The 23,526-nt window shown below is 68.4% G+C and carries 24 protein-coding genes; 6 read left to right on the top strand and 18 right to left on the bottom strand.

Annotated elements, in window-relative coordinates; all coding sequences use genetic code 11:
• From VN461_20760 to VN461_20745, 4 genes are all read left to right on the top strand, one after another.
• Positions 1 to 2,838: hypothetical protein (locus tag VN461_20760; GenBank protein ID HXB57208.1), on the top strand; the 2,838-nt coding region annotated here is incomplete at its 5' end.
• 107 nt (positions 2,839 to 2,945) lie between these two features.
• Entirely contained in the window at positions 2,946 to 3,596 is a 651-nt protein-coding gene (locus VN461_20755) for a nucleoside monophosphate kinase (protein ID HXB57207.1), read from the top strand.
• 31 nt (positions 3,597 to 3,627) lie between these two features.
• A complete protein-coding gene (locus VN461_20750; GenBank protein HXB57206.1) occupies positions 3,628 to 4,044 on the top strand; it encodes an OsmC family protein in 417 nt (138 codons plus the stop codon).
• Positions 4,045 to 4,138: 94 nt separating this feature from the next.
• The gene (locus tag VN461_20745; GenBank protein HXB57205.1) at positions 4,139 to 4,651 is read left to right on the top strand and encodes a DUF4339 domain-containing protein; all 513 of its coding nucleotides are present in this window, start codon (positions 4,139 to 4,141) and stop codon (positions 4,649 to 4,651) included.
• Between the two features lie 66 nt (positions 4,652 to 4,717).
• Here VN461_20745 and pstS read toward each other — a convergent pair whose 3' ends face one another.
• The 14 genes from pstS to upp all read right to left on the bottom strand — a co-directional run bounded on the left by pstS (position 4,718) and on the right by upp (position 18,822).
• Positions 4,718 to 5,785 carry a phosphate ABC transporter substrate-binding protein PstS gene (gene pstS / locus VN461_20740; GenBank protein ID HXB57204.1) on the bottom strand — a complete coding sequence of 356 codons (1,068 nt, stop codon included), beginning with the start codon at positions 5,783 to 5,785 and terminating at the stop codon, positions 4,718 to 4,720.
• Between the two features lie 127 nt (positions 5,786 to 5,912).
• On the bottom strand, positions 5,913 to 6,212 hold the full coding sequence (locus VN461_20735; GenBank protein ID HXB57203.1) for a cytochrome C oxidase subunit IV family protein: 300 nt from the start codon (positions 6,210 to 6,212) through the stop codon (positions 5,913 to 5,915).
• Between the two features lies 1 nt (position 6,213).
• Positions 6,214 to 6,903 carry a cytochrome c oxidase subunit 3 family protein gene (locus tag VN461_20730; protein ID HXB57202.1) on the bottom strand — a complete coding sequence of 230 codons (690 nt, stop codon included), beginning with the start codon at positions 6,901 to 6,903 and terminating at the stop codon, positions 6,214 to 6,216.
• Positions 6,896 to 8,521 carry a cytochrome c oxidase subunit I gene (gene ctaD, locus VN461_20725; GenBank protein ID HXB57201.1) on the bottom strand — a complete coding sequence of 542 codons (1,626 nt, stop codon included), beginning with the start codon at positions 8,519 to 8,521 and terminating at the stop codon, positions 6,896 to 6,898. Before ctaD ends, VN461_20730 begins: the two co-directional genes overlap by 8 nt.
• Complete coding sequence (gene coxB, locus VN461_20720; GenBank protein HXB57200.1) at positions 8,518 to 9,528, bottom strand: cytochrome c oxidase subunit II; 1,011 nt, start codon at positions 9,526 to 9,528, stop codon at positions 8,518 to 8,520. Before coxB ends, ctaD begins: the two co-directional genes overlap by 4 nt.
• Complete coding sequence (locus VN461_20715) at positions 9,525 to 10,340, bottom strand: SCO family protein (protein HXB57199.1); 816 nt, start codon at positions 10,338 to 10,340, stop codon at positions 9,525 to 9,527. Before VN461_20715 ends, coxB begins: the two co-directional genes overlap by 4 nt.
• Complete coding sequence (locus tag VN461_20710) at positions 10,337 to 10,774, bottom strand: hypothetical protein (GenBank protein ID HXB57198.1); 438 nt, start codon at positions 10,772 to 10,774, stop codon at positions 10,337 to 10,339. Before VN461_20710 ends, VN461_20715 begins: the two co-directional genes overlap by 4 nt.
• A complete protein-coding gene (locus VN461_20705; GenBank protein ID HXB57197.1) occupies positions 10,771 to 11,976 on the bottom strand; it encodes a hypothetical protein in 1,206 nt (401 codons plus the stop codon). The genes VN461_20710 and VN461_20705 overlap by 4 nt, the downstream gene beginning before the upstream one ends.
• Complete coding sequence (locus VN461_20700; protein HXB57196.1) at positions 11,973 to 12,542, bottom strand: cytochrome c; 570 nt, start codon at positions 12,540 to 12,542, stop codon at positions 11,973 to 11,975. The genes VN461_20705 and VN461_20700 overlap by 4 nt, the downstream gene beginning before the upstream one ends.
• Positions 12,542 to 13,081 (bottom strand): DUF3341 domain-containing protein, encoded by a 540-nt coding sequence (locus tag VN461_20695; protein ID HXB57195.1) that lies wholly within the window; start codon positions 13,079 to 13,081, stop codon positions 12,542 to 12,544. The genes VN461_20700 and VN461_20695 overlap by 1 nt, the downstream gene beginning before the upstream one ends.
• Positions 13,078 to 14,439: an NrfD/PsrC family molybdoenzyme membrane anchor subunit gene (gene nrfD, locus VN461_20690; GenBank protein ID HXB57194.1), complete on the bottom strand. Its 1,362-nt coding sequence runs from the start codon at positions 14,437 to 14,439 to the stop codon at positions 13,078 to 13,080. The genes VN461_20695 and nrfD overlap by 4 nt, the downstream gene beginning before the upstream one ends.
• Positions 14,432 to 17,455 (bottom strand): TAT-variant-translocated molybdopterin oxidoreductase, encoded by a 3,024-nt coding sequence (locus VN461_20685; protein HXB57193.1) that lies wholly within the window; start codon positions 17,453 to 17,455, stop codon positions 14,432 to 14,434. The genes nrfD and VN461_20685 overlap by 8 nt, the downstream gene beginning before the upstream one ends.
• Positions 17,452 to 18,102, bottom strand: coding sequence for a cytochrome c3 family protein (locus tag VN461_20680; GenBank protein HXB57192.1), 651 nt, complete (start codon positions 18,100 to 18,102; stop codon positions 17,452 to 17,454). The genes VN461_20685 and VN461_20680 overlap by 4 nt, the downstream gene beginning before the upstream one ends.
• Positions 18,103 to 18,201: 99 nt before the next feature.
• Positions 18,202 to 18,822 carry a uracil phosphoribosyltransferase gene (gene upp / locus VN461_20675; GenBank protein ID HXB57191.1) on the bottom strand — a complete coding sequence of 207 codons (621 nt, stop codon included), beginning with the start codon at positions 18,820 to 18,822 and terminating at the stop codon, positions 18,202 to 18,204.
• Between the two features lie 47 nt (positions 18,823 to 18,869).
• On the opposite strand from upp, the gene VN461_20670 reads away from it, so the two are divergent.
• Positions 18,870 to 19,148, top strand: coding sequence for a DUF507 family protein (locus tag VN461_20670; GenBank protein ID HXB57190.1), 279 nt, complete (start codon positions 18,870 to 18,872; stop codon positions 19,146 to 19,148).
• Positions 19,149 to 19,164: 16 nt separating this feature from the next.
• Positions 19,165 to 19,449 carry a DUF507 family protein gene (locus tag VN461_20665; protein HXB57189.1) on the top strand — a complete coding sequence of 95 codons (285 nt, stop codon included), beginning with the start codon at positions 19,165 to 19,167 and terminating at the stop codon, positions 19,447 to 19,449.
• 12 nt (positions 19,450 to 19,461) lie between these two features.
• Here the strand turns inward: VN461_20665 and VN461_20660 are convergent, their stop codons facing one another.
• The 4 genes from VN461_20660 to VN461_20645 all read right to left on the bottom strand — a co-directional run bounded on the left by VN461_20660 (position 19,462) and on the right by VN461_20645 (position 23,455).
• Positions 19,462 to 20,229, bottom strand: a complete 768-nt coding sequence (locus VN461_20660; GenBank protein ID HXB57188.1) for a DUF3108 domain-containing protein — start codon at positions 20,227 to 20,229, stop codon at positions 19,462 to 19,464.
• Between the two features lies 1 nt (position 20,230).
• Complete coding sequence (locus tag VN461_20655) at positions 20,231 to 21,949, bottom strand: hypothetical protein (GenBank protein HXB57187.1); 1,719 nt, start codon at positions 21,947 to 21,949, stop codon at positions 20,231 to 20,233.
• Between the two features lie 79 nt (positions 21,950 to 22,028).
• A complete protein-coding gene (locus tag VN461_20650; protein HXB57186.1) occupies positions 22,029 to 23,009 on the bottom strand; it encodes a M48 family metalloprotease in 981 nt (326 codons plus the stop codon).
• Positions 23,009 to 23,455: a BlaI/MecI/CopY family transcriptional regulator gene (locus VN461_20645; GenBank protein ID HXB57185.1), complete on the bottom strand. Its 447-nt coding sequence runs from the start codon at positions 23,453 to 23,455 to the stop codon at positions 23,009 to 23,011. The genes VN461_20650 and VN461_20645 overlap by 1 nt, the downstream gene beginning before the upstream one ends.
• Between the last annotated feature and the right edge of the window lie 71 nt (positions 23,456 to 23,526).

The following is a 23,526-nucleotide window of genomic DNA, read 5'->3' as shown; positions in this document are numbered from 1 at the left end:
GAGAATCTCGAGGTCATCGCCCAGATCCCGATCGTCGACACGACCCACAACGTCCAGGGGGGCACGATCCAGGGCGAACAGGCTTCCGAGCTCCCCCTGAGCGGCCGGGACTTCACCCACCTGATGAGCCTCGTGCCTGGTGCCAACGCCGACCCGGCGGGCGTCTCGGACTCGCCGGGCTCCTTCGGCTATCTGAGCGTCAACGGCAACCGCGGCCGGTCCAACAACTACCTGCTCGACGGCACGGACATGAACGACGGGTATCGAAACGATCCCGCCATCAACGAGGCGGGCGTCTTCGGAACGCCCGCCACCATCCTGCCCGTGGACGCGGTGGAGGAGTTCCCTATCCTCTCCGGAGCGGAGGCCGAGTACGGGCGCAATGCGGGCGCGATCGTGAACATCGTCACCAAATCTGGGACCAACGACCTCCACGGCAGCGCCTTCGAATACTTCCGCAACGACTCCCTGGGGGCCCGGAACTTCTTCAACACCGCGCCCAACCCCAAGAACCAGTTCCGCAACAACCAGTTCGGGGCCTCCTTGGGCGGTCCCCTCGTCAAGGACCACACCTTCTTCTTCTTGGCCTACGAGGGCCAGCGGGAGAAGGGGGGGATCCCCAGCCCCGCCCGCGTCCCCACCGCGGACGAGATCGCGGCTTCCCGGGCCGCGAACGGGGGCGTGATCAACCCCGTGATCGCCAACCTCCTCGCCCGTAACCCATGGCCGGCCCCGAACCAGGCCCCCGACGCGAGCGGCAACAACCTCCAGGCCGCGACCAACTTCACGAACGACGTGGGCAGCCTGATCGCGAAGGTCGACCATCACTTTCGCGACAGCGACCTGCTCACCCTCCGCTACTTCTACGGACACAGCGACCAGAGCTTTCCCCTGGCCCTGGTGGGGGGAGGGGGCCTGCCCGGCTACAACACCGTCACCCCCACCACCGTGAACCTGGCCTCCGGCTCCCTGACGCACGTGTTCTCGCCGAGGGTCCTCCTCGAGCTCCGCGGCGGCTACAACCGCTTCGTGGAGAGCTTCTCCCCCCAAGACGGCGGCTTCGACCCGCGCTCCATCGGCCTCAACACGGTGAGCGATCCCCGGGACTTCGGCCTGCCCCTCATCAGCGTCTCCGGCTACGCCACCCTGGGGGCCAATACCTCCGTGCCGCGGGGACGCACGGACCAGAACTACCAGGCCTTCGCGAACCTCTCCTACAACACGGGCGGGCACAGCTTCAAATTCGGCTACGAGTTCCGCCGGACGACGGTGAGCCAGTACTTCGACAACGGCTATCGCGGGAAGCTCAGCTTCAACAGCCTCGACGACTTCATCGCGGGCAAGGTGGACGGCGGACGGCAGGCCCAGGGCGACTCCAACCGCGACACCTTCCAGAGCAGCCACGGCTTGTACGCCCAAGACAGCTATCGAGTGAGCCGGCGGGTGACCCTGAACCTCGGCCTGCGCTGGGACTACTACGGCGTCATCGGCGAGCAGCAAAGCCGCTTCAGCATCTTCGACACCGCCACCGCCAGCGTGAAGCCCGTCACCCAGCTCTATCCGAAGGACTGGGGCAACGTCTCCCCCCGGGCGAGCGTGGCTTGGGACACCAAGGGAGACGGCAAGACCGTGCTGCGCGCGGGCGGGGGGATCTACTATGACTCCTTCTCTCAGGACTTCTTTGTGGGCCAGCTGCCCTTCAACACCTTCAACCCCGGCCCCGCCTACAACAAGATCCTCTTCAGCTTCTCCCCCGTGACCCTGACCCCGGGGGGCCCCGCATTCGACCCCGCGAGCTTCGCGGCCACGGACGTCTTTACCGTGGACCAGAAGCTCGTGACGCCCTACGTCTTCAACTACAACGCGAACGTCCAGCAACAGCTCGGGCGCCGGGCCGCGATCCAGGTGGGCTACGTGGGCTCGCAGGGAAGGCATCTGTTCCGCTACCGGGACATCAACCAGGCGGATCCCGCCACCGGCGTCCGCCCCTTCCCTGCCTTCGTCTACATCAACCAGTTCGAATCCAGTGCCAGCTCCCGCTACAACGCGCTGCAGGCGAGCCTCAAGCTACGCGACTGGCACGGGCTCGTCTCCACCATGAACTACACCCTCTCCAAGTGCACCGACAACGCGAGCGACGGCCAGGACTACGTCCCCAACGCCACCCAGCCCGACGATTCCCGCCACCCGGAGCGCGAGATGGGCCCCTGCAACTTCGACAGCCGCCACCGCTTCACCTGGTTCTTCACCTGGGATCTGGGTTCGGCCAAGGGGCACTGGCTCACCTCCGGCTGGTCCGTGAACGGGGTCGTGACCCTGGCCAGCGGGCAGCCCTTCAACATCAACGAGAACTTCGAAGGGGACCACAACGGTACGGGCGAGTTCTTCGGCCGCCCCGACCTGGTGGGCGATCCCTTCGCGGGCACGGGGGGACCCAGCCGCTTCCTGAACCTCTCCGCCTTCCAGGCCCCCTGCAATCCCGACGGGTCGGGAGGCTGCGCGGGTGGCCAGCACATCGGGAATCTGGGGCGGAACGCTTTCGTGGGTCCGCACTACCGCAACGTCGATCTCTCCCTGGTCAAGAACAACGCCCTAGGCGATCGCGCGCGGCTGCAGATTCGGTTGGACGTCTTCAACGTCTTCAACCACCCGAACTTCAGCAACCCCCTGCTCCCCGGCTTCATCGTGGACTACCTGCAGAACGGGATCGCGCCCGCGACCAACCGGGGGACGGGGTTCCTGCCCTTGACTGCGACGCCGGACGTGGGCTCGGGCAACCCGTTCCTGGGCGGGGGGGGCCCGCGGAACCTCCAGCTGGCGGCCCGGTTGTCGTTCTAGGCGAGGGGCGCCGGAGCGGGGCTCGCGCCGCCCTCCTCCGGGAGGAAGGAAGTCCGGAGCCGACGAGCGCTCCCTCGGGGCAGGGGCGATCGTCCGGGGGGGTGCCGATGCGGAAATACATCGTCATGGGAGCCCAGGGGAGCGGCAAGGGCACCCAGGCCAAGATGCTGGCCGAGGCCTTCGACCTCGTCCACATCAGCGTGGGCGACATCCTGCGCTGGAACATCCAGCACCACACGAAACTGGGGGCCCGCGTGAAGCGCAGCGTGGCCGCGGGGGAGCTGGTCCCGGACGAGCTCGTCTCCGAGGTGATAAGGACCCGTCTCGACCAGCACGACTGGAACTACGGCTTCGTCCTGGACGGCTTCCCCCGGGACCGGACCCAGGCCGAGTTCTTCCTGGAGGCCTACGACATCGACGCCGTGATCCTCCTCGAGGTCCCGGACATGGTCGTCCTCGAGCGCGTCCTGAGCCGCCGCCTCTGCTCGAGCTGCGGGCTCGACTTCAACCTGATCCACCACCGACCCGCCCGGCCCGACACCTGCGACGTCTGCGGGGGGAGGCTGGTCACGCGGCCGGACGATACTCTGCAGGCGGTGCGCGACCGCCTGGCCGACTACCACGGCCAGACCCGGCCCATCCTCGACCTGTTCCGGCGCAAGGAACTGGTGGTGGTGGCCGACGGCACCCGGCCGCCGCCGGAGGTGCAGGCGGAGATCCGGCAGCGCCTGGGACTCTTCCCCCCCGTACCCGCTTGAGACCGCTCTGGGAGGCCCCTTAGACCACGCCATGACCGCCCCCGTGACCGTGGATCTCGATTGGCGGGGAGACCTGCGCTTCGCGGGGCGCACGGGCTCCGTGGAGATGATCCTGGACAGCGCGGGCCAGGCGGGGCCGACCCCCGTGGAGGCCCTGGCCCTCAGCCTGGCCGGCTGCATGGCCATCGATGTCGTCCACATCCTGAAGAAGGGGCGCCTGGACCCCCGAGCCGTGCACGCGCACCTCATCGGCGAACGCGCTCGCGAAGACCCCAAGCGGCTCGTGACCGTGACCCTGCACTTCGCGGTCACGGGCGACATCCCCGCGGAAAAGCTGGAGCGGGCCTTGTCCCTCTCCCGGGAAAAATACTGCTCGGTCTGGCACAGCCTGAGGCCGGACCTCGACTTCAAGACGTCCTTCGAGATTGTCGGCGGGACGGGAGGGTGAGGGGCCTCGGGGCGCCCCCCTCTCCGGGCGCCCTCCGGGGAGTGCCCCTTGACAGGGCCCTCCCGCTCGCTAATCTCTAGCAGCGTCCAATCACATGGCTGAGGGTGCTGCCGCCTCGCGATGGTTCTATGCCCACGGGGGGCGGCGCCACGGCCCGGTGGACGTCTCTCGCCTGGTCGACCTCATCCTGGCCGGTGAGATTCCCGAGACGACGCTGATCTGGCACCCGGGGCTGTCCGAGTGGGTCATGGCGGGCGATCTGGACGAGATCCGCCGCGAGCTGCCACCTCCCCTTCCCGTGTCCGCCCCCTCCCTCTCCGAGAACGACCCCGCGACCGGCCTCTCGAGCGACTCGACCGACGCGGCCGCCGAGCTCGGGGAAGGCAGCGGGATGCGTCGGAGGCGCAAGCACCGGCACCGGAACAAGCGCGACAAGACCCAGTGGCTTCTGCCCCTGCTCGTGGTCCTCCTCGTCCTGATGATCGGGCTGTGGCTGATCCTCCGGCGCATGAACGAGGTCCCCTCCGGTCGCATCATCCTCCAGGGCTCCCTCGACGGTTCCGCGGGGGGGCTCTCCCAACTGCCCTCCGCCCGCAGCGGGCTCTAGGGCCCGCGCCGCCCGCCCGCCTTGCCCTAGGAGACCCTCCGTCCGGGGCCCCTCACCGGGTTCGGCTCAGTTGCCGCCCGGTCCGGGGCCCGTCCAGATGGAGGTCCCGCGGGCGTCCTTCACCTGACGCATCCAGGCCTTCTCGACCAGCGCCGTCACCGGGGGGGGCAGGGCCACATATCCAGCCTCGCTGGCGATCCGGGCTCCGTTCTTGAAAGCCCAGTCGAAGAACCGGAGCACCTCCAGGGCTTGGTTCGAGTCTTTCGGCGCATGGGGCACGAGCGCGAAAACCGGCGCCGTCAACGGCCAGCACCCGCGTCCGGGAACATCCACGAGGAGGAGGCCGAAGGCGGCCGCCGACTCCCAGGGGGCGTTGGCAGCCGCGGCCTGGAAGGAGACGGGGTTTGGAGTGACGAACTCCCCTTCCCGATTCCGCATTTTCGTCCGGGGCAGACCCTCGTCCGCAGCAGTGGCGAAGTCGACGAAACCAGCGGCTCCGAACGTCTTCCGGACGAAGGACCCGAGCTCCACGGTTGCTGCCCGCTCCTCTCCCACTGGCCAGACCACGGTGAAGCCCCGGCCGACGCGACGCTTCCACTCCGGGCTCACGCTCGACAAGTAGGTGGTGAAGATATAGGTCGACCCCGAGGCCTCCGTGGGATGAACCACTCTAATGGACCGACTGGGCAGGTCCAACTCCCCGTTCAATGCCTTGATCGCGGGGTCGTCCCAGGTCTTGACCTTTCCCAGGAAGATGTCGGCGAGCAGGAGGCCGGTGAGCTTGAGCGTCCCCGGGGCGACACCGGGAACGTTGGCCACGGGAACGACGCCGCCGATGACGGTCGGGAACTGTACGAGGCCCTTGGCCGCGAGCTGCTCCACCAGGAGGGGCACTTCGGAGGCGCCAAAATTCGCGTGGCCGGTGGCGAGCTCGCCGAGGGCCGCCGTAGGCGACACCGCCGAATACGAGACCGCGACATGCGTCTTGGCCTCGAAGCTCCGCGCCCACTCCGCGTAGACGGCCTTGGGCAGGGCCGCCCCCACGCCCCGGATCGGCTCGCTCGCGGCCGGCCGGCCGAAGAGCGCGACGCCGGTGGCTACGGTGAGGAGCACGACTCGCGGTAGCAAACGCATCTTCGGTACCTCTGGGGGCCGGGGAGACCTTCCACAGTAGGGGAGCTCCGTGACGATTATGTGACGGCGGCCGCCCGGCCCGCTTGCCGCGCGCCCGGCGGAAGCGGGGAGCGGGAGTGATCGACGTCTAGCGGGTGACGATCGACCAGCCCCGGCTCAGGTAGTCGCTCATGGTGAGCAGAATCAGGATGGCCAACCACACGAAGCCCATGAAGACCACGAGGATGGTCAGCCGGGGGCTGTAGCGGAGATGCATGAAGTAGAGAACGACCAGGGTGGCCTTCACGACCGCGATGGTGAGGGCCACCATGGTGTTGAAGGAGCCAAAGTCCTGCCCCGCCGCCCAGACCGTGGCCGCGGTGAGGGCGGCAAGGACGAGGAAGACGCCCAAGTAGCTCGGCCAGGAAACGACGTGGGGGCGCGACATGTCAGTGGTGCCCGATGAGATAAAGGAGGGGGAAGAGGAAGATCCACACGATGTCCACGAAGTGCCAGTAGAGCCCGACCAGCTCCACGGGGGTGTGCCACTCGGGGCGGAAGCGCCCGCGGTAGGCCATACGGGCGATGATGCCGAGGATGGGGATGCCGATGATCATGTGGGTCGCGTGCAGGCCGGTCATCCCAAAGTAGAGCGAGAAGTAGATCTGGGCCTCCCGTGCCCGCTCCCCCTCCAGGTGGAGGACCTCGCCGTCGAAGCGGGGCCCGGGTAGGAGGCACCCCGCGTGGGGCCCGTCCCCCAGGCAGGGGCCGATCTTCTCCGCGTACTCCACGACTTTCACGCCCAGGAAGACGGAACCCAGGAGGATGGTGAGGATCAGGAAAAGCACGATGCGGGCGCGCCTCCCCGTGGCCGCCGAGTAGACGGCCATAGCCATCGTGAAGCTGCTGCCAATGAGGACGAGGGTGTTGATGAACCCGAGCCTCCAGGAGAGGTGGTGGCTGCCCGCGGAGAACGCTTCGTAGTACGAGTGCCGGTAAACGGAATAGATCGAGAACAGGCCGCCGAAGAAAAGGAGCTCCGTCACCAGGAAGACCCACATGCCGAGGGCGGAAGCCTCCCTCTGCTGCTCGAGGTCCGCGAAGTGATGGGCGAGGGTGCCCGCCTGCGCCTCAGACAAGGGCGGCCTCCTTGGGGGGACCCGAGTAGTCGTAAACCTCTTCGTGCACCACCGGTGTCCGGGAGAAGTTCTCCGTGGGGGGCGGAGAGGTGGTCTGCCACTCGAGGCCGGTGGCGGGCCAGGGATTGGCGGGCGCGACCTTGCCGTAGCGCATGGACCAGGCCAGGTAGACCATCGGGATCAGGTAGCCCACGCCCAGGATCGAGGCCCCCGCCGAGGACATGACGTTCAGGACCTGGAACTCAGGCGGATAGGCGTGGTAGCGGCGGGGCATGCCCAGGTAGCCGAGGATGAACTGGGGAAGGAAGGTGAGGTTGAATCCCAGGAAGACCACCACCGCCGAGACCCGCGCCCACCACTCCGGGTAGAGGCGGCCCGTCATCTTCGGCCACCAGTAGTGCAGGCCTCCGAGGTAGCCCATGATGGCTCCCCCCACCATGATGTAGTGGAAGTGGGCGATCACGAAGTAGGTGTCGGTCACGTGGACGTCGATGCCGAGGCTGGCCAGGAAGAGCCCGGTGAGCCCCCCGATCGTGAAGAGACCGATGAACCCGAATGCGTACAGCATCGGGGTCTGCCAGGAGACCGAGCCCCGGAATAGGGTGGCCGTCCAGTTGAAGACCTTGATCGCGGAGGGGATGGCCACCAGGAAGCTGAGGGCGGAGAAGATCATGGCCGAATAGACCGAGATTCCGGCCACGAACATGTGGTGGGCCCAGACCAGGAAGCCGAGGCCGGCGATGGCCAGGCTGGACATGGCGATGAAGTTGTAGCCGAAGACCCGCTTGCGGGAGAAGCAGGTCACGAGCTCGCTGATCACCCCCATGGAGGGCAAGATCATGATGTAGACGGCGGGGTGGGAGTAGAACCAGAAGAGGTGCTGGAAGAGCACGGGGTCGCCCCCCCGGTTAGGGTCGAAGAAGCCGAAATGGAAGGCCCTCTCCAGGACCACGAGCAGGAGGGTGATGGCGATGACGGGGGTGCCCAGGATCTGGACCAGGGAGGTCGCGTAGTGGGCCCACACGAATAAGGGGAGACGGAACCAGGTCAGGCCCGGGGCCCGCATCTTGTGGATGGTCACGATGAAGTTGAGGCCGGTGAGGATGGAGGAGAAACCGGTGATGAAGATGCCGATCCCGGCCGCGATCACGTTGGTATTGGCGAAGGCCGTGCTGTAGGGCGTATAGAAGGTCCAGCCGGTGTCGAGCCCCCCCGCCACCAGAGCGTAGAGGGTGAAGACGGCCCCCACGATGTACACGTACCAGGAGAGAAGGTTCAAACGGGGGAAGGCCAGATCCTTGGCCCCGATCATGAGGGGGATGAGGAAGTTCCCGAGGGTCGCCGGGATCGATGGGATCAGGAAGAAGAAGACCATGATCACGCCGTGGGCGGTGAAGAGCTTGTTGTAGGTCTCGGCGGAGACCAGGCTGCCCGTGGGCTCGAGCAGGTTCAGGCGGATCACGACCGCATAGGCTCCGCCCAGGAAGAACATGAGGGTGATGGAGACGAGGTACAGGATGGCGATGCGCTTGTGGTCGGTGGTGAAGAGCCACGACCTCCACCCATAGTCGGCGTTGAGGTAGTGCACCTTGGGAAGGGCGGTGGCCGGTGTCGTCATGGGTTCCGGTCTTCGCGCGCCCGGGCCTTGGAGGGAGGCGGTCCCCCGGCCGCCGCGGGCAGGGGCGCGCCCTCCCCCGACGGCGGCGAAAGGGACTTTAGGTAGGCAATGAGCTGCAGGAGCGACTCCTCGCTGACCTGGCCCAGGTAGGTGGGCATGATCGGCTGGTAGCCGGCCGTGATCTTGGCGGCCGGATTCAAGATCGATTCCCGGATGTAGGCTTCGTCGGCTACCACCGTCTCCCCGCCCTGCAGCCGCACGGTCTTGCCGAAGAGACCCTGCAGGAGGGGCCCCCGGCCTCCCGAGTCCGCCCGGTGGCAGGTGATGCAGTTCAGTTCCGTGAAGAGCTTCTCCCCCGCCGCGGCCGGGGACACGGGCGCGGGTCCGCCCGCTAGCCAGGTCTGGTATTCGGCCGGCTCCAAGACCACGATGCGGCCGATCATCTTGGAGTGCTCGGTCCCGCAGTACTCCGCGCAGAAGAGATGGTAGGTTCCCGGCTTGGTGGCCTCGAACCAGGCGACGCTGTAGCGTCCGGGCACCGCGTCCTTCTTGATGCGGAAAGCGGGGACGAAGAAGCTGTGGATCACATCCTCCGAGGTCAGGGTGAGCTTGACCGGCCGGCCCACGGGGACGTGCAGCTCGTTGATCTCGCGCTGGCCGGTGGGGTGCTGGAGCTTCCACATCCAGCGCTTGCCCACCACGTTCACGGCCATGGCGTCGTCGGGGGGCCGGTTCATGTGAAAGAAGACCCGGGCGCCCCAGACGAACATCACCACCGTGAGGAGGAAGGGGATGATGGTCCAGGTCAGCTCCAGGTTGGTGGAGCCTTCAATCTCGCCCGGCCATTCCGTTTCCGAGCGGCGGCGGAAGCGGACGGCAAAGACGATCAGGGTGAGGGCGATCCCCACCGAGAAGAAGACGGAAACCAGGACCAGGTAGAGATAGAGGGCGTCGACCTCGCCCGCGAGCGTGGAGGCGCGCTCGGGAAAGAGCGGAAATCCCGTCATGAACCCTGGACCGCGGGCTGGGCGAGAGCCTGGTCATTCTCCCGGCGCCGGAGGGTGAGGATGAGAGCACCCAGAGCGAGAACGGTGAGGCCGGCGCCCAGCCGGACGAGGTTCAGGATCTGGGCGCTGTAGCGGCCCCGGTGGGGGTCGTACTTGAAGCAGTAGAGCAGGACCTGGTCGAAGGGGGTGCCGACCCGGCCCGCCCCCGCTTCCACCAGGGCCAGGCGCAGATCCTTGGGCGCGTACTCGATGCCGAAGAGGTAGCGGGCGATGCGGCCCTCGGGGGTGAGCACGAGCAGCCCGGCGGGGTGGGCGAACTGCTTGGTTTCCTCGTCCCAGACGTAGCGGAAGCCCACCGCGCGGGTGAGACGGTCGATGGCCTCCTTGTCGCCGGTGAGGAAATGCCAGCCCCCCTCCGCCCCCGGGCGGGAATAGCGCTCGAGGTGGACCTTCTTAGCGGCCGCGGCCCGGGCCGGTTTCTCGCGCGGATCGAAGCTGATCGTCACGAGCTCGAACTCCCGGCCGGCGGTGAAGGAGAGGACGTCGAGGGCGCTGGCCAGGCCGCTCAAGCTCACCGTGCAGAGCATAGGGCAGTCGAAATAGACGAGGTTGAGGACCACGGGCTTCCTGCCAAAGTAGTCGCCGAGGCGGACGGGTCGACCCCCCTCGTCCCGGAAAGCCAGATCGGGGGGCACGGCCTGGCCGAGCTTCTGGTCGAAGCCGATCTCGCTGAGGATGGCGGGCGGCTCGGTGCCTCCGGCGGGGGCGATACCCGCCAGGAAGAGGATCAGGGCCAGGGACGACGCTGTCACTCCCGACCTCGGTCGCCCTCGGGTGGGGCCGCGACGGGCGGGGCGGCAGCGGGGGCGGGGAGACCGCGCTCCGAGAGAAGCCGCATGGCCCGTTCGATGGGGATGCGCACGATGCCCTTCTCCTTGTCCACCCAGCCGTAGGTGCCGAGGACGACGTCCTCCTCGGCGCGGAACCGGGCCAGGTCCCGGGAGGGAAGGGGCTGCAGGCTCGGCCCCGCCGGCGCCATCGCCGCGGGGTCCGCCCGCATCACGGGGGGCGCCGGTTGCCGGGCCGCCTCCTGAGCCACGAAGACGAAATAGAGCCGCCAGAGCAGGAGCACCACCGCCCCCGTAGCCGCCACTATCCCGAAGGCGAACTTGAGGAGGGCGGTGGCGTCGACATCGGTCCGCTCGAAGTCGACTTCGGTATGGCCGGGCGCCGGCTGCTCCGTCATCGCGACGTCCCCCCCGCCGGGGCCTCCAGGAGCGCCCGGATCTCCGGATCCCCCACGGGGAGCAGGGGCCGGTCCCGGAGCGCCTGGGCGAAGAAGAAAAGCCAGATCCCTCCCACCCCCAGGGGCGCGGCCACATCCAGCCAGTGCACGGCCACGCCCAGCCCCACCGCCTCGTGACCGTGCCCGGTGAGGTCGGGGGCGACCAGCCAATAGAGATCCAGCAACCGCACCAGAAACACCCCTGCGGCCAGGAGTCCCAGGAGGCGGGCGTCCCGCTTCAGGTCCCGCGAGAGCAGGAGCAGGAAGGGCAGGGCAAAATGGAAGACCACCAAGGCCAGGGCCACCCACTGCCAGCCGCCCTGCAGCCGGTGGATGTAGAAGGAGGCTTCCTCCGCTAGGTTGCCGGACCAGGTGATCAGGAACTGGGAGAGGTTCACGTACGCCCAGAGCATTACAAAGGCCAGGAGCAGCTTGCCCAGGTCGTGCACATGGCCCGGGCGTACCGCCTCCGAGAGGGGCTTCTCGCCCCCCAGATAGGCGAGGAGCACGATCACGAGAGCCATGGCGGAGAGCACCTGGCCCACCATGAATAGCATCCCGTAGATGGTGGAGAACCAGTGGGGGGCGAGGGACATGGCCCAGTCCACGGAGGAAAACGTGATGGTCAGGCCGAGAACGATCAGCCCTCCCCCGGAAAGACCCTGCAGCCGGCGGGAGACCTTGGGGTCCTCCCCCTCGTCCAGCTGCCGCGACCACTTGTTGAGGAAGTGGGCGAGCGTGAGCCAGGCCGCGAAGTAGAAGGCGGCCCGGCCCAGGAAGAAGGGCACGTTCAAGTAGACGGCCTTGTACTGGAGCAGCTTGTCTTCCCCGGGGTGGACCCAGGGGTAGAGCCGGCCCATGCCCAGGGCCACGGGGATAAAGAGGAGGGCCACCACTAGCAAGGTCCGTGTCCCCGCCTCCAGCAACCGGCGGATCACCAGCCCCCACAAGCCGCCGGAAAGGTGGTGGATCATCACGATCGACATGCAGCCCACGGCCACCCCCGCCCAGAAGAGATAGGCGAAGAGGTAGGAGCGGAAGAACTGGTGGGGATCGAGCGCGAGGCCAACGAGGCAGGCGAGGCCGCCCAGGAGGCCCACCCCGAGGGCGATCTGCTGCAGGCGGTCGATGCGGGTCGGGAGGGGGAAGGGAGGGGAGCTCATTGCCCGCTCGCCTGAAGCTGGCCGCGCTCCGCGGCGGGCACGTCCCCCAGGGTGGCGTGCTGGCTGAGCTGGAGGGCCCGGATGTAGGCCACGATCGCCCAGCGGTCCTTGACCGGGACCTGGGCCGCGTAGTCGGACATGGCCCCAAAGCCGTTGGTGATCACGTCGAAGTAGTAGCCGACCGGCGTTTCCCGCAGGCGGTCAATGTGGTAGGAGGGGGGCTTCCGGAAGCCGCGCTGCACGACCATCCCGTCCCCCCTTCCCACCCCCCCGTGGCAGGGCGCGCAGAAGGTCTGGAATTGCGTCCGGCCCCGGGCCAGGAGGTCGGCGCTGACGGGCAGGGGCAGGGTCTTCGTGAACTCCGTTCCCTCCTTGCCCGTGAAGAGGACCTGATCCTCCCGGAGCTGGCCGCGGGCCACGGTGCCGGGCACGAGGGGCCGGGCGGAGCGGTGGTCGCTGAAAAACTCGCTGCGCGCGAGCGGCTTGTATCGGGGTTGGTCGTGCATGTCCTGCCGGCACCCGATGAGGGCGGCCACGATCGCGAGGGGAGCCGCGCGCGCGCGCATCAGTGCTCCACCTCCGAGACCTCGCTCGCACCCAAGCGCTCCAGGAGCGTGCGCGTCTCGGCGCGGTCGAACCGGGGATCGGTGGCCTCCACGCAGATGAAGAAGCGGTCGCGGGTGGCGAGGGCGAAGCGGGGCGCGTTAAAGACCGGGTGGTAGGGCTGGGGCAGGCCGTTTAGGGCCAGCATCCCCAGCACCGCCGAACCCGCCGCGAAGAGGATGGTGGTCTCGAAGGCGGGCACGATGAAGGCCGGCCAGGCATTGAAGGGCCGCCCCCCGATGTTCAGGGGATAGGCGATCACCGAAGACCAGTACTGCAGGGCCCAGCCCGCGAAGGCCCCGAGGATGCCGCCCCCGAGGACGATCTTGGGCAGGTGGGACTTATGGAAGTGCAACGCCTCCGAGAGCTCCTCGATCGGGAAGGGCGAATAGCCGTCCACCCTCCGGTACCCCGCCTCGCGCACGCCCCGGGCCGCCGCCACCACCTCGGCCCCGGTGCGGAACTCGGCCAGCAGACCGTAAATCGGCGGGCGGACGCTCACGGCTTCTCCCCCCCCACCGCGGCCCCGGGGAGGATGGTCCGCATCTCGAAGATCGAGATCACGGGCAGGAAGCGCACGAAGAGGAACAGAAGGGTCAGGAAGAGCCCGATCGTACCCACGAAGGTGGACCAATCCACATAAGTCCCCGAGTACATCCCCCAGGAGGAGGGCAAGAAGTCGCGGTGCAGGCTGGTCACGATGATGACGAACCGCTCCAGCCACATGCCCACGCTCACGACCAACGACACCACGAAAAGGAAGGGGACGCTGGTGCGGAGGTTCTTCACCCAAAGGAGGTTGGGAGTGAAGACGTTGCAGAATATCAGGGCCCAGTACATATGTCGGTAGGGCCCGGTCATGCGGTTCCAGATCATGTAGGTCTCGTAGGGGTTGCCGCTGTACCAGGCCATGAAGGCCTCGATCATGTAGCCATAGGCCACGATCAGGCCGGTCGCCATCATCACCTTGGCCATGTTCTCGAGGTGGCGGAGGGTGATGAAGTCCTCGAGCCCATAGGCCTTGCGGAGGGGGATGGCTAGGGTGAGAACCATGGCGAACCCCCCGTAGACGGCCCCCGCCACGAAGTAGGGCGGGAAGACTGTGGCGTGCCAGCCGGGCACAACCCCGACCGCGAAGTCGAAGCTCACTACGGTGTGGACGGAGACGACCAGGGGCGTGGCCAGCCCGGCCAGCAGGAGGTAGGCGGTCTCGTAGTTGTGCCAGTGCTTGGCCGACCCGCGCCAACCCATGGCCAGGATCCCGTAGACGATCTGCCAGGCCCGGCTCCGGGCCCGGTCGCGCAGGGTGGCCAGGTCGGGGATGAGGCCCACGAACCAGAAGAGGGCGGAGACGGTGGCGTAGGTGGAGACCGCGAACACGTCCCAGATGAGCGGGCTCCGAAAGTTGGGCCAGAGCCCCATGGTGTTGGGGTAGGGCATGAGCCAATAAGCCCCCACCCACGGCCGGCCCATGTGGAAGATCGGATAGACGCCTGCGCAGGCCACCGCGAACAAGGTCATGGCCTCGGCAAAGCGGTTGATGGAGGTCCGCCACTCCTGCCGGAGGAGGAGGAGGATGGCGGAGATCAGGGTCCCCGCATGGCCGATCCCGATCCACCAAACAAAGTTGACGATGTCGAAGCCCCAGCCGATGGGGATGGTGATACCAAAGAGGCCGACCCCTTTTAAGAGGAGGGCGGCCAGGCTGAAGAGGAGGCCCAGGAACAGGGTGGAGGCGATGCTCACCCCGATGAACCAGCCGAGCGGGGTCCGGCGCTTGAGGACAAGACTGCTGATCTTGTCGGTGACGCTGCCGTAGGTGTGGCCAGGACCGATGATCGGTTGCTCCGCGCTACCCACGGGAGATCTCCGGGTTGGGGTTGCGCACGGCCGCCAGGTAGGTGGTGCGGGGCTGGGTCTGCAGCTCGCTCAGGAGGCCGTAGTTCCGGGGCTCGGCCTTGAGCCGGGAGACCCGGCTCTTGGGGTCGTTCACGTCCCCGAACACGATGGCCTCGGCCGGGCAGACCGACTGGCACGCGGTCTTGATCTCCCCCTCCCGGATCCCGCGCCCTTCGTTCTTGGCCTCGATGCGGGCCCGGTTGATGCGCTGCACGCAGTACGTGCACTTCTCCATCACGCCCCGGCTGCGCACGGTCACGTCCGGGTTCCGCATCATCTTCAGGCTGGGCGTGTCCCAATCCTGGTAGAGAAAGAAGTTGAAGCGGCGCACCTTGTAGGGACAGTTGTTGGAGCAGTACCGCGTTCCCACGCAGCGGTTGTAGACCATCTCGTTGAGCCCCTCGTCGCTGTGCACGGTCGCCGCCACCGGGCACACCACCTCGCAGGGGGCGTTCTCGCAATGCATGCAGGGGAGGGGCTGGTGATAGGCCTCGATGGTCTCCGAGCGGCCGGGATCACCCTCGTAGTAGCGGTCCACCCGGATCCAGTGCATCTCCCGGCCCCGGGCCACCTGATCCTTGCCCACCACCGGGATGTTGTTCTCGGACTGGCAGGCGGTGACACACGCGTTGCAGCCCACGCACGCGTTCAGGTCGATGGCCATGCCCCAGGCGTGTCCCTCGTACTTGTGGGGCGGGAAGAGGGAGGAGCCGGGTCGGGGGTCCTCGCCCATCTCCCGGGCGAAGTGGGGTTTCCGGTCATAGTCGGCGGTTGTGGCCGCCACCCGCACCGGGTGCCGGCCCTCCATGCTCCAGTGGTTCTGGGTGCAGGCCAGCCGGGTGGTCTCGCCGGTGCCCCGGACCTCGAGGCCGGAGTCGAACCAGGGGGCCCCGCTCGTGCGGAGGGCGTAGGCGCTGAAGCCGGCGCCGTTGCCGACCCGTCCCACCCGTGTCCGGCCATAGCCAAGGTGGACGGTCACCGAATCGTCGGGGTGGCCGGGAACGATCCAGGCCGGGGCCCGCAGCCGGCGCTCTTTGTACTGGAGCTCTATGATCGGGCTCACCGCGCCCCTGCTCGTCTCCTGGGGGGAGGGCAGGCCGAGCCTCGCCGCCGTCGCCGGGCTCAGAAGGGCGGCGTTCTCCCAGGTAAGCTTGGTGAGCGGCTTGGGCAACTCCTGCAGCCAGCCATTGTTGGCGAAGCTCCCGTCCCACACGCTGGGATCGGGTCGGAACACTATCTCCAGGCCGCCCGCGGGGGCGGCGTCGGCCGGCCTCGACCACGGGCCGATCTTCAGGGTGACGCGCTTCTCGGGGAGGGCCGACCCCGCGACGACACCGTCGTGAAGGGCCCGCGCCCAGCGCTTCTCGAAGTCGGCGGCCAGGCCCCGGGCTCGCCAATGCTCGCGCACGATGTCGTAGCCCGCCTGGTCCGGTGGGTCCCCAAAGGCGGCCAGGACCTCGTGGGCCGACCTCCCGCCGTAGAGGGGTGCGATCAGGGGCTGGAGGATGGAAACGGTGCCGTCCACGGCCCGGGCGTCGCTCCAGGCCTCGAGGGGGTGGGCCTCGGGCAGGGTCCAGTGGCAGCGTTCCCCCGTCTCGTCCTCGTAGAGCCCGAGGTGGATGCGCAGCCCCACCTTATCCATCCTCCTCGCGAACTCGAGGTCGGCGGGGGCGTTGTAGACGGGGTTGCTGCCCAGGATGATCAGCAGCTCCACCCGGCCCGCCTCCATGTCTGCCCCCAATTCCTTGAGGGAGGCGAGCTGGTCCTCGCTCTTGGCTTCCGGGGGGTCCGTGTAGACCACGGTCTTGCCGACGCTGCCGAGCGCCTGGTTCATGGCATGGGCCAGGGCGTGGACGGCCGGGGGCTGGCCCTCGCCCGCCATCACCAGCGAGGCCCCCGCCCGCGTGCGGAGATCCTTTGCGAGGGCGGCGATGAAGGCCGCGTGGGCGGAGGTTCCCCCCTCCACGGGCAGACCCAGGGCCGCCGCCACCGCCCGCGCGAAGCCCTCAACCTCGGAGGCCCGCAGGGGCAGCCGGTGGTCGGCGACCGCACCCGCCGCGGAGACCGTTGACTCCACCACGTAGAGCCGGTTCATCTCCGCGCGCTCGCCCTGCACCCGGCGCCGGGAGGCGAACTCGCGCACGAGCCTCAGGTTCGCGGGACCGCTGCCCACGAAATCCTGGTCCAGGGAGAGGATCACGTCCGCCCGCTCCAGCCGGTATTGGGCCTCCACGGGTTCGCCGAAGGCCAGGATCGCGCCCGCGCGCACGTTGTCCCGGCCGGCCGGCTCGTACTGGTGCCAGCGGGCGGCCGGGAACTCGGCCAGGATCCCCTCCAGCTGTGTGCGCAGGGTCGGGGAGGTGACGGTGCCGCTCAGGAACCGCAGGCCCGCGCCCCGGCTGCCCCGCTGTTTCTCGAGGGCGGCGCGCAGGGCCTCGTTGAAAACGGCCCAGGTGCGCACCTCACCGTAGAACTTCACGGTCTGGGCCCGGTCCGGGTCGTAGAGGCCGAGGACGTGGGCTTGGCCAAAGACATCGGTGGCGCCCAGGCTCTGGGGGTGGTCGGGGTTGCCCTCAACCTTGGTGGGCCGCCCCTCGTGGCTCTCTACCAGCACGCCCTTGGCGTAGCCGCCCAGCGTCACCGCGCTAGCGAAGAAGAGGGAGCGGCCAGGGACGACCTGCTCCGGCTGCTTCACATAGGGGAGGATGGTCTCCTGGGGTTGGCGGGTACAGGCACCGAGACCGGCCAGGGCCAGGGAGGCCCCCATGATCTTGAGGAACTCGCGCCGGCCTTCGGGGTCCTCGAACTGGGAGGCCTGCTCGGGGAACTCGCGGTGCACGAACTCTCGGAATTCCTGGGTCTCCGCGAGCTCGTCCAGGCTCTTCCAGAAGCGGGGCCCCCCGGGGCCGTCCAGACCTCGGCGCGTGCCGAGAAGCTCAATGGGCGCGGAGGGGATGGACTTGGGATCGATGCTCATCGGTGGCAGGTCGAGCAAGAGACGCGGGTGTGAATGCCGTACTCGCGGACCAGCCTCCGCCCCCGCTCGAGTTGGTCGGCGGGGGCCTCGTAGGCGATGTTGTACACCTCCGCCTTCGGGCGCACGTATTTCTCGGGCTGCCGGTGGCATTCCAGGCACCACTCCATCTGCAGCGAATGCACCTGCCAGGTGAGGGGCATCCTATCCACGCGCCCGTGGCAGGTCGAGCAGCCGATCCCCTTGTTCACGTGGGCGCTGTGGTTGAAATAGACGAAGTCGGGAAGGTCGTGCACCCTCGTCCACTCCAGGGAGGTGTCGGTGCGGAAGCTGGCCCGCACCGGCTCAAGGGTCGGGCTCTGGGACCAAATCTGGGAGTGGCAGTTCATGCACGTCTTGGTGGGCGGGATGCCCGCCACCGCGGACCGGTCGACGGCAGTGTGACAGTACCGGCACTCTATGCCTATGCCGCCGACGTGGTGGGCATGGGAGAAGGGCACAGGTTGCTCGCGAGCCTCGAAGGCCCGGGTCACGTAGGGCGAGCGGTTGATCTCCAGGATCAGCCACAAGCCCGCCGCTCCCATGAACACGGCTCCAAAGATGCTCACCCGGGACAGGGTGTTGGTGCTGTGGTGGAAAATCTGCGGCATGGGGGGCCTAAAGCCTATGCCAGGGCCCGATCCATCGTCAATGGAAACATCGCGTTCCGAGCCGTCGGTCGCGCGCCCAGCAAGGCCCCGGGGACGGGCTCAGGTCCGGAAGAGGCGGTCCCCGAAGTCCCCCAGTCCAGGAAGGATGTATTTGCGGTCGTTGAGGGTACGGTCGAGCGCCGCACAGTAGATCCTCGCCGCGGGCGCGACGGCGGCCAAGTGGGCCACGCCCTCGGGAGCGGCCACGATGCAGAGCAGGCGGACCTCCTTCGCGCCCAGCCCCCGCAGACCGTCCACCGCCATCGCCGCCGATCCCCCCGTGGCCAGCATGGGGTCGAGCAGAAAGACGAGGGCGTCCCCCAGGTTCTTGGGAACCTTCTCGTAGTAGCGGCGGGCTACCGCCGTCTCCTCGTTGCGCTCCAGGCCGAAATAGCCAACCTCCGCCTGGGGCACGAGCTCCAGGAAAGCGTCCATCATCCCCAGGCCCGCCCGCAGCACGGGCACCGCCACCACGCGCGGGGCCAGCCGGCGCGCGGGTGCGGTCTCCAGGGGCGTCTCTACCATGCCCTCCTTCAGGGCGAGGTCGCGGGTGGCCTCGATGGTGAGGACCAAGCTCACCCGCCGGGCGAGCCGTCGAAACTCGTCCGGTGGTGTGGCCCTATCCCGCAGCCGGGCCAAGCAATCCTCCACCAGGGGATGGCGAACGAGGTCGAAGGACATGGGCGCCCGAGGATACCACGGCCCCCGGATGCTATACTCCCGGAGCCATGCGCCTCACCGCGGAAGAGATTCAATACGTCTCCCGAAAGATCGTGAAGACGCTCGTGGGAGAAGGCAAGCTGCAGATCGACTCCGAGCCCCGCATCGTGGACGGCATTGCCCGGGTGATCACCGAGGAGCTGCAGATCGAGGACCGCTTGAACGAAGAGGTGCGGGAGGTGCTGATCCAGCACGCCTCGGAGATGGAGCGCTCGAACGTCACCTACACGGAGATGTTCAAGATGCTCAAGAAGAAGATGGCGCGGGAGAAGGGGATTATTCTGTGAGCGGAGGGGGGGAACGATGAAGCTCTCCCGGGAGAAGATCCTCCGCCTGTCCCACCTCATCCTTAGCCAGCTCGACGCGGACGAAGAGGTGGAGTACTTCGCCGACCCCCAGGAGATCCGCCAGGAGATGGTGAAGCTGATCTCCGACGAGATGAAGGCGGACGAGGCCATCGATGCCCTCGTGCGCCGCAAGATCGAGAGCCAGAAGCGCCCGATCGTAGAGGGGTCCGACGAGTGGGAGGTCCTCTACCGGAAGTACTACGAGGAGGAAGTGGCCCGCCACCGCAAGGTGATGCTGTAGGGCGCGGATGGGTTACGGGCGGCCATCCGCGGGTGCGTGGTAGCTTTCCAAGTCGGCGGACACGGACCCGATCGCCACTTTGGAGCGGAGCCGGACGGGGATGCGGCGGGCGTCGTCGGTCAGCCAGATCATGAGGCGCCCCGCCTTAACGAAGAGGCCCGTTCCCTCCAGGAGGAGCGGCTCCACGATCATGGTGGGAACGGCTTTTCCCAGCGGGGGGGGCAGGTCGAGCCGCTCTCGCCCCCGTAAGCGCACGCTCAGCACATAGCGCCGGCCGTTGTCGAACAGGGGCAGGGTCAGGCCCTCCCCCTCCGGCAACCCGCGGGCCCGGGCCACGAAGAAGGCGGAGAGCACGTCGAGAACGCAGGGACCAACATCGAAGCGGGTCTCCTTGATCTTGGGATCCGTCACCACCGCCGTGTCCGACCCCGGCCCAAAAACAACAACCTGATCGCGAACCGCGCGGCCTTCCCGCAGATGCTTCTCGATCCCGAGCGAGCAGCCGGCGGCAGGGTCCCAGGTCGCCACCGTCCGGTCGTCGACCCGAAACCCCAAGAGCCAGGAGAAAAAGCCCTCGCTCTTCGCCTCCGCCACGAACCGCAGCATCCCTCGTCCCGCCTCCGGGCCCGGCTCCACCCTGAGAGTGGCCCGCCCGGCCAGGAGGTGGGCGTACGTGATCCGGAAGGAGACGTCCTCGCCGGGGCCAAAGGGAAGCGGAGCCGGGGGGACGGGGCCGGCGAGGACCGCCGCTAACGCCGCCCAACCCCTGGCCCCCGCCACGTCAGCGCAGTCTCAGCTCGAGTTGGTGGCGCCGCCAGTCCGTGCGGAGGACGGCGTAACGGTCCCTCCCCACCGCCTCCCCCGTGAAGGGGACGGCTCGCCCATCGAGGAGCACCTGTTCGGCCACCGCTCCCAGCGGCAGGAGGAGGGCGAGCCGGCCGAGGCCGGGGGCGTTGCTCTCGTAGCGCAGGCGGGCCACCCGCTTCCGGTCGTCGAGAGAGTATCGGTACACGACGTAGCGATCGAGGGCCGGCTCGTAAGCACGAACCGCCCCCGGCTCCGCCCCCAGACGCACCGTGATCGCGAGCCCCTCCGCCCTCGAGTCAAGGCCAAAGAGCCCTGCAAAGACCGCCCCCGCGAGCGCCCCCGCGCTCCCCGCGTAGCGGGCGCTCCCCCGGCCCTTCCCCTCCCGGGTGTACCACTCGTAGAGCCCGCCCGCTTCCTGCACTCGGCCTGCGATCTCGCGGAGCTGGCGCGAGGCCGGGCCCGCGTTCCCCCGGACGAAGCCCGCGAGCAGGAACCGGCCCGCCCACCAGTCCCACTGGCCGCCGTTCTGGTACGTAAACTCATCGCTCTGGATGGGGTGCTTGAAGAACCCGCGCGGGTAGGGAGGCAGGAGCACGCCCGCTACCGTGGACACGCCGAAGCGACGACGCCGATCCTCCGCCGCGGCGAAGATGCGCTCCGCCTGGGGCGGATCGGCGGGGCCGTAGAGGGCGGCCAGCGCGTTGCCCCCCAGCGCGAAGGTGTCGGCGTCGTCGTAGGTCACTTCCTTCCCGGGCCCGGGCAAGAGCCGATGCATGCGGTAGAAGCCGGCGGTCTCAGCCCACAAGAAGCGTCGGATGTTGGTCCGGATCCGCGAGGCCTGCCCCGACCAATGGCCCCCCCGCGTGGCGTCGCCTAGGCGGCCCAGCATCGCGCCCAGCTCCTCCGCCGCCCGCGCAAAGAGGGCATTCGTGTAGAGACCGACCACGACCGGGGTCCGCTCGTCCAGGTAGATGACGCGCTGGTCGGGGTAGATCGGGCTCACATCCCCCCAGTCGGCGGTAAAGGCGCTGGTGACGAGGCCGTAGGTGGAGCTGAAGCGTTGGGTGAGCACGTACTCCAGAGCGGCGTCCAGCCGATCGACCAGGGCCCGGCCCACGATCTTCTTGGAGAGCCAGGAGCGGTCCCCGGTGAGGGCGAAAACCTGGGCCGCCGCAAGCACCGCGCTCGCCTCCTGGTCGGCGGCGGTGGTGTTCTTGTCCGCGGAGAGCTGGATGCTCCCCGCGCGATAGACCCGCCCGGCCCGGGGCGCGTTGGCCAGAAACGGCGCGGGGTCGCCGGCCGCGATCCAGTCATAGAGCTCGCCGTTCGTTCTCTGGTGGGAGAGATGCTCCTCGATCCAGCTCGTGAGGTACTCCAGGCGATAGTAGTAGCGAGTGGCCGGAATGAGGGTCGCGCTGTCCCGAAGCCAGATCTGCGGGTAGATGGTGCCCGCCCCGAAACCCTTCACCTGGCCCGTCTGACCCAAGAGTTCCTTGCGGTTGGCCTCGAGGGTGGGGCGGAACTGGTCCTGGAGGGCGTCGAGCGCTCCATCCTCGACGGAGTAGAGAGTGTCCCGGGCATACCCGGCCTCGGCCAGGGGCCGGGAGGCCGAGGGAGAGACGCGGGGAGCGGAGAACGAGGCGGCGGCGAGAGCGAGAGCGCCGAGCGAGCCCGGGAGGCCGAGGGATCTCATCGCCGGGACCCGTCCCACGTCCGCATTCTAGCGTCGTCGAGGCCGCTCCCCGCCCGGGACGGGTGGCGAGCCGGGGCGCTCAGCGAAGAAGGCGGAGAGCGGCCTCCGTCAGCGCGTGCACGGCCCGAAGGACCAGCGGGCTCGTGCCGAAGAGGGCGAGGACGGAGAGGAAGGCCCACGTGCCCAGGGCGCGGGGCGTGCGGAGGAGCGACGTGGCAGCCTCTTTGCTTTCGGTTCGATCCAGGAGCCGCTTGACCCGCCGGACGATGGCCGCCCCGTCGTGGAAAGCACTCGCGGGAAGCGACGCCCGTTGGCCGACGGGAGCCATGCGCGCGACCTTGACCAGCGCCCCCGCCAGGGCCAGCGCCCGCGGCGAGCCGGCCCGCGCCGAGTGCTCATCGGCGGCCGCCTCCGCCGCCTCCGTCCACGCCCGGAAGAGACGGTCGCCTATGGGTAGCAGCGCCAGCGGGTCGGGGCAGCAGCGGAGGAGCAATCCCCGGAGATTGTCGCGGGCCACGAGGTGGCCCTCCTCGTGGGCGAGAACGGCCGCCAACTCCTCGCCCGTGAGCCCGGCCAGGACCCTCTCCGCCACGAACAGGCGGGGCCGCCACATACCCACCACCGCCACCACCGGGAAGGGGTGGGAGATCCCGTAGGCGGGGAGGGCGAGCCCGGGAAGGTGGAGGGGACGTGCGCCCCGCATCCAGCCGGCGACGAGCCGCCGCCCGGCCACCCACGTTTTGAGGCCCCGCCGGAGACCGGTGAAGACGAGGGCGGCCGCGGCCACCACGAGCAGGGCCAGACCCGGGCTCACCGTCTCCCCGGTGTCGCGCGGCTCGAGAAGGAGGTAGGCGGGGGCGTAAAAGCCGGCGGCGAAGACGAGCCCGGCCGCGGCGGGGAGAAGACGCAGGGCAAAGAGCGAACGGGCCTGCCCCCCCGCCTCCGCCGGGGACAGGGAGTAGCCCCGGCGCGGCCGGGCGGCGGCCACGGCTAGGGAGCCTAGGCCCCCTATGACCAGGAAGGCGGCGAACCCGAGGCTGAGGCCAACCAAGCCGTACATCACAGCCCCCTCTTCTGCCCCAGCCGCCGCCGTTTTTCCTTCACCAGGCGGTCCAGCTCGTCGAGCAAGAGGCGGTCCCGCTCACCCACAGCGTCGACGATGCAAGAGAGCACGGGCTGGGCGGCCTCAGCGTCCCCGTCCAGAAGACTCCCGATCAGGTCGCTCGCCAGGCCGCGCTCCAGCTCCTCCCGGCTCCAGCGGGGGGTGTAGACATAGGCGCGGCCCGCCTTGCGGCGATCGAGGACGCCCTTGCGGTGGAGCCGGTCCAAAGTGGTCATGAGCGTGGTGTAAGCCAGGGTGCCCGAGAAGGCGGCCTGCACGTCGCGCACGCAGGCCCCCTCCGGCCGTCGCCACAGCTCGTCCATGACGCGCCCCTCGAGATGGCCGAGGGGGGAAAGACCCCGCGGGCGCCGGAAGGGGTGGACGAAAAACCGGGGGAGACTCACCGCTCCTGACTCCTCAGCATCGATTCCGAGCTTCAGCTGCCGAGTATACCCGAAGCGGAACCGGGGAGGCT

It is taken from the genome of Vicinamibacteria bacterium, assembly GCA_035570235.1.
In the GTDB taxonomy this organism is placed as follows: Bacteria; Acidobacteriota; Vicinamibacteria; order Fen-336; family Fen-336; genus DATMML01.
The sequence above is the reverse complement of the archived record's forward strand: the minus strand, read 5'-3'. Positions and strand labels throughout refer to the sequence as shown.

What these genes read in the sequence shown, in the direction of transcription:
- VN461_20755 (HXB57207.1), top strand. Translation starts at nt 2,946, where the DNA reads ATGCGGAAATACATCGTCATGGGAGCCCAGGGGAGCGGCAAGGGCACC.
- VN461_20750 (HXB57206.1), top strand. Translation starts at nt 3,628, where the DNA reads ATGACCGCCCCCGTGACCGTGGATCTCGATTGGCGGGGAGACCTGCGC.
- VN461_20745 (HXB57205.1), top strand. Translation starts at nt 4,139, where the DNA reads ATGGCTGAGGGTGCTGCCGCCTCGCGATGGTTCTATGCCCACGGGGGG.
- pstS (HXB57204.1), bottom strand. Translation starts at nt 5,785, where the DNA reads ATGCGTTTGCTACCGCGAGTCGTGCTCCTCACCGTAGCCACCGGCGTC.
- VN461_20735 (HXB57203.1), bottom strand. Translation starts at nt 6,212, where the DNA reads ATGTCGCGCCCCCACGTCGTTTCCTGGCCGAGCTACTTGGGCGTCTTC.
- ctaD (HXB57201.1), bottom strand. Translation starts at nt 8,521, where the DNA reads ATGACGACACCGGCCACCGCCCTTCCCAAGGTGCACTACCTCAACGCC.
- coxB (HXB57200.1), bottom strand. Translation starts at nt 9,528, where the DNA reads ATGACGGGATTTCCGCTCTTTCCCGAGCGCGCCTCCACGCTCGCGGGC.
- VN461_20710 (HXB57198.1), bottom strand. Translation starts at nt 10,774, where the DNA reads ATGACGGAGCAGCCGGCGCCCGGCCATACCGAAGTCGACTTCGAGCGG.
- VN461_20705 (HXB57197.1), bottom strand. Translation starts at nt 11,976, where the DNA reads ATGAGCTCCCCTCCCTTCCCCCTCCCGACCCGCATCGACCGCCTGCAG.
- VN461_20700 (HXB57196.1), bottom strand. Translation starts at nt 12,542, where the DNA reads ATGCGCGCGCGCGCGGCTCCCCTCGCGATCGTGGCCGCCCTCATCGGG.
- VN461_20685 (HXB57193.1), bottom strand. Translation starts at nt 17,455, where the DNA reads ATGAGCATCGATCCCAAGTCCATCCCCTCCGCGCCCATTGAGCTTCTC.
- VN461_20680 (HXB57192.1), bottom strand. Translation starts at nt 18,102, where the DNA reads ATGCCGCAGATTTTCCACCACAGCACCAACACCCTGTCCCGGGTGAGC.
- upp (HXB57191.1), bottom strand. Translation starts at nt 18,822, where the DNA reads ATGTCCTTCGACCTCGTTCGCCATCCCCTGGTGGAGGATTGCTTGGCC.
- VN461_20670 (HXB57190.1), top strand. Translation starts at nt 18,870, where the DNA reads ATGCGCCTCACCGCGGAAGAGATTCAATACGTCTCCCGAAAGATCGTG.
- VN461_20665 (HXB57189.1), top strand. Translation starts at nt 19,165, where the DNA reads ATGAAGCTCTCCCGGGAGAAGATCCTCCGCCTGTCCCACCTCATCCTT.
- VN461_20655 (HXB57187.1), bottom strand. Translation starts at nt 21,949, where the DNA reads ATGAGATCCCTCGGCCTCCCGGGCTCGCTCGGCGCTCTCGCTCTCGCC.
- VN461_20650 (HXB57186.1), bottom strand. Translation starts at nt 23,009, where the DNA reads ATGTACGGCTTGGTTGGCCTCAGCCTCGGGTTCGCCGCCTTCCTGGTC.